Source organism: Neobacillus drentensis, from assembly GCF_036962765.1.
Lineage (GTDB): Bacteria > Bacillota > Bacilli > Bacillales > Cytobacillaceae > Neobacillus > Neobacillus drentensis_C.
Genome location: NZ_JBALOS010000370.1, coordinates 1 through 3,443 on the forward strand (window position 1 = coordinate 1; position 3,443 = coordinate 3,443).

A 3,443-nucleotide genomic window follows, 5' to 3' on the forward strand; every position below is an offset into this window, starting at 1 on the left:
CCCCCAAGTTGCACCTGCATATCTAATTAATAAAATTTCTCCGTTCTTATTAATAATAGCTACACTTGGTCGAACAATTATTAGTGGAGAATTCCCAACCATTTCTCGTATATCTTCACAAAAACCCATAAATACCCCAATGATAAAATTCTTTATTAAAGTAAACGCAACTCTTACTTGATGCAAATATGTATCAAAGGAGTAACCTACTCCCTTTTAGATGGCATCTGTCAGCCACCTTGTATACAAGTTGCTGTGGAACTACCTACAAAATTATTTAATTCAATTAATAAAAGTTGAAGAATGTTGTCGTTAACTAATACTTGTAATGTCTTTTCTATAATTGGTACATTGTATTTTTGAAAAACTTCTACAGTATCTTCCCACACTTCGGTAATAGCCTTAGAAGTCATATTTGATTGTATTACCATAAAAACAACCTCCTTATATGCTTATCATTTCTTAGTTTCATCAAGGTGTTGCGAATAGTATATAATACCGCGTTTGAAATATTGAAGCTTTTCGTCAGAGGTTGTCTCCATCAAATTGGTCAAAAGGATTTCTATCGCTTCCTTGTAACCCTGCTTATTATAAAGGGCGATCGCGAGATGTACTTGGATGGCCCGGTTTTGAGGAAATTCTTTTACACCTCGACGTAATGTTTCCTCAGCTTGAATATAATATCCTAAACAACGATAAGTGCTCCCCAAGCCAAGTAAGGCCCTTTCAAGATCTGATTCAGAAAGCCCCAGCTCAAGAGCACGCACGTAGAAAGGAATAGCCTCTATCTCTAATCCTGAATTGTCAAGAGCAACTGCTGTCTGAAAATTGACCTCAGCGTCATCTGGGTAGGCTGTTGCCAAGTCTAAAAGGAGCGTTCGGGCTTCCTCCAAAATAGCTGGATCTTCCTTGGCCCGTCCATCTTCACGTAGTAAAATAGCTTCTGCCAAACGCTCTCGCATCATTTGCTTCCAACACCTTTCTTGGTTTGCTTGTATTTCCTTATCCTAACCGTGTGTGAAAATAGGGTGTATGAACCGACAAAATGATACTGTGGAATATCCAAACTAACTTGACCGTTAGTACATTTAGAAAAGGTTGCATCTACACAGCCCTTGTCCTTGACTCTTACACCCTTAGTTGAATAACAAATCGGTCTATAGAAACAGTTCCATTTCACTATCTTTATTGGTAAAACCCATTTTTTTATATAGTGGTTCGCCATCCTTAGATGCGTGTAACCAAATTCGTTTAACTCCACTTGTTTTACTTTCATCAATACATTGTTCAAGCAATCTTCTTGCCAAACCATTACTACGATACATAGGGACAGTGTACATATTAAGAATATAGGCTTCAATCCCTTGAAGATTCTCTAGATATGGTGGTCTTTTAAATAAAACCATACCACTGATACTTACGGGTTTCCCATTCTTTTCTGCCATATAGGATATAAATTCATTGTTTGATAGTGCTGTTTGTAAATACTCCCTTGTCGAAGTTTCCATAAGATGTTCCTCTTGAGGAGAATTCAATTCGCCCAATTCCTTTAGTAGTGCCAACCACAAACCTATTATTCTATCAATATGTTCAAGGGACACCATAATAAAATTAAACATAACAAACACGCCCTTTCTTTTGAGTTTCCTAAAAGTATATTCCTCATAATGGGTGACCTTTCCTTCTTCAGTTAACCTGCTTCGTTGTATGCTTTCTCTAATAAATAAATCAATCTTTCTTTTACTGACTCCCATTCATCATTAATAATACTGTAAAATATATTGTCTTGAATGGTTCCGTCTGCCTTTACTCTATGTTTACGAAAAGTTCCCTCTTTTGTTGCTCCTATTCGTTCAACAGCTTTTTGAGAACGTAAGTTTTCTCCACTAACTGAAAATTGGACACGATTTACTTTTAATTCTTCAAAACAATACTTAAGTAATAAGAATTTACATTCTGTGTTTACTTTTGTTCTCCAAACTTTTGGTGAAAGCCAAGTCCAACCTATTTCCACATTACGATTTACTTTATCAATACCACAAATTTGAGTTGTCCCTAATACTTGTCCTGTCAGTTTATCCTTAACAATAAAAGGTATATGTTTCCCGTCTTTTTTATTATTAACAGCTATCATTATTATTTGCTCTATATCCTCCACAGTGGTAACTTTTCGCCAGGAATATTTCCATACTTCAGGGCTTTTTAAAGCTTCAAATAATTGTTCTTTATGCTTCACCTCGAGAGGAATAAGCGAAATTGAATTTCCTTCTAGAGATATATCTGTTTCAATAATCATAGTATTACTGTCTCCTCTTTAAACAGAATATTCTTTCGTTCATTTGAGTTAGGACGGCACCACAACACATTCCTTCGCAGCCTTTGCAATGCAAGTTTCATTCCATCACCTTCAATATTTTAATGATTTTTACTAGCGTTCAAACTTGCGGAAACAACAAAAAAGCCTTTAGAACGGCTTAAAGATAGCTCTTTAAGCGACTGTCTAAAGACTCGAATCTGTATGTCATATATGTTTGTTAATGAGAAAATTCAAATAGTTCATACTATAAGTGTACCATTTGATGAAGTCTATAGCAATATTTTAAATTTGCTACTATCCAATTTTCGGAAAATAACCTTACCTAATCACAACCTTTTCAACTCCCATTTAGTTGAATAAGAAAAAGGCTACCCCAAATGACAGCCTTGATCTTAAACAAATGCACTCGTTAGTAATAGAGTCGTTTATTGAAATTGAAATCACGGATAAGGTCAGCATCACAATAAAATGGATGTTTAAACAATTCAATAATGAAAAAAGGTATCGCTTCCGTTTTGTGGCAGGCGAACTCGCACTTTCGTATAATGAAAATAGATTGAATGCAGAACAAAAAATAAGATGGTGAAGCTGGTATGAGAATTAATTTATCAGAGAAACAAATCGCGGAAATAAAACGATTAGTTCAAAAAGAACTTTTGATAAAAGGAATCGAACCAACAGATGAATATCTATTTATCCACTGTTTTTCGAAAATGCAGAAAGAAACCGTCTATTATCATCTGTTTAAAGAAAATGATACGTTGATAATCCGCTCCTATGCACGAGTGTTTAACAACTTATCTCTGAGCGTGATGATCAGAAGCACAGCAAAAAATGTATTTGAATATCTGGTAAACCAAACCGGATTACAAAACACAATCTATATAGAAAACGGTATAGAATTTAAATTTTAAAAAAGAAGGACCCTAAAGTTAAATATTTATAAGCACAATTAAATTCCGATAGATAAAGCCTGTATCAATGATTATCAAGTAAACATTGATACAGGCTGTTTATTTTTAAACTTCTTATTGAACTATCGCACCCTTTCGTTGAAGAAAGTATAAAGAATTTAAAGTATTACACCTGAAAAATCCCCTTCCGCTTCAATCACAATGTTAAAAAT

General features: G+C 34.6%; 5 protein-coding genes. 1 reads left to right on the forward strand and 4 read right to left on the reverse strand.

The window, feature by feature from the left end:
* Nucleotides 1–230: 230 nt before the first annotated feature.
* From V7137_RS29635 to V7137_RS29650, 4 genes are all read right to left on the reverse strand, one after another.
* Complete coding sequence (locus V7137_RS29635; RefSeq protein ID WP_335701381.1) at nucleotides 231–431, reverse strand: hypothetical protein; 201 nt, start codon at nucleotides 429–431, stop codon at nucleotides 231–233.
* A gap of 24 nt (nucleotides 432–455) precedes the next feature.
* Complete coding sequence (locus V7137_RS29640; RefSeq protein ID WP_335701382.1) at nucleotides 456–965, reverse strand: tetratricopeptide repeat protein; 510 nt, start codon at nucleotides 963–965, stop codon at nucleotides 456–458.
* 192 nt (nucleotides 966–1,157) lie between these two features.
* Nucleotides 1,158–1,619, reverse strand: coding sequence for a GNAT family N-acetyltransferase (locus V7137_RS29645; RefSeq protein WP_335701383.1), 462 nt, complete (start codon nucleotides 1,617–1,619; stop codon nucleotides 1,158–1,160).
* Nucleotides 1,620–1,690: 71 nt separating this feature from the next.
* Nucleotides 1,691–2,296 carry a GNAT family N-acetyltransferase gene (locus V7137_RS29650; protein ID WP_335701384.1) on the reverse strand — a complete coding sequence of 202 codons (606 nt, stop codon included), beginning with the start codon at nucleotides 2,294–2,296 and terminating at the stop codon, nucleotides 1,691–1,693.
* 614 nt (nucleotides 2,297–2,910) lie between these two features.
* Between V7137_RS29650 and V7137_RS29655 the strand changes: the two genes are divergently transcribed.
* On the forward strand, nucleotides 2,911–3,231 hold the full coding sequence (locus V7137_RS29655; RefSeq protein WP_335701385.1) for a hypothetical protein: 321 nt from the start codon (nucleotides 2,911–2,913) through the stop codon (nucleotides 3,229–3,231).
* Nucleotides 3,232–3,443: the final 212 nt, after the last annotated feature.

Coding starts and splice junctions, on each gene's coding strand:
- V7137_RS29635 (WP_335701381.1), bottom strand. CDS start 431: ATGGTAATACAATCAAATATGACTTCTAAGGCTATTACCGAAGTGTGG.
- V7137_RS29640 (WP_335701382.1), bottom strand. CDS start 965: ATGATGCGAGAGCGTTTGGCAGAAGCTATTTTACTACGTGAAGATGGA.
- V7137_RS29645 (WP_335701383.1), bottom strand. CDS start 1,619: ATGTTTAATTTTATTATGGTGTCCCTTGAACATATTGATAGAATAATA.
- V7137_RS29650 (WP_335701384.1), bottom strand. CDS start 2,296: ATGATTATTGAAACAGATATATCTCTAGAAGGAAATTCAATTTCGCTT.
- V7137_RS29655 (WP_335701385.1), top strand. CDS start 2,911: ATGAGAATTAATTTATCAGAGAAACAAATCGCGGAAATAAAACGATTA.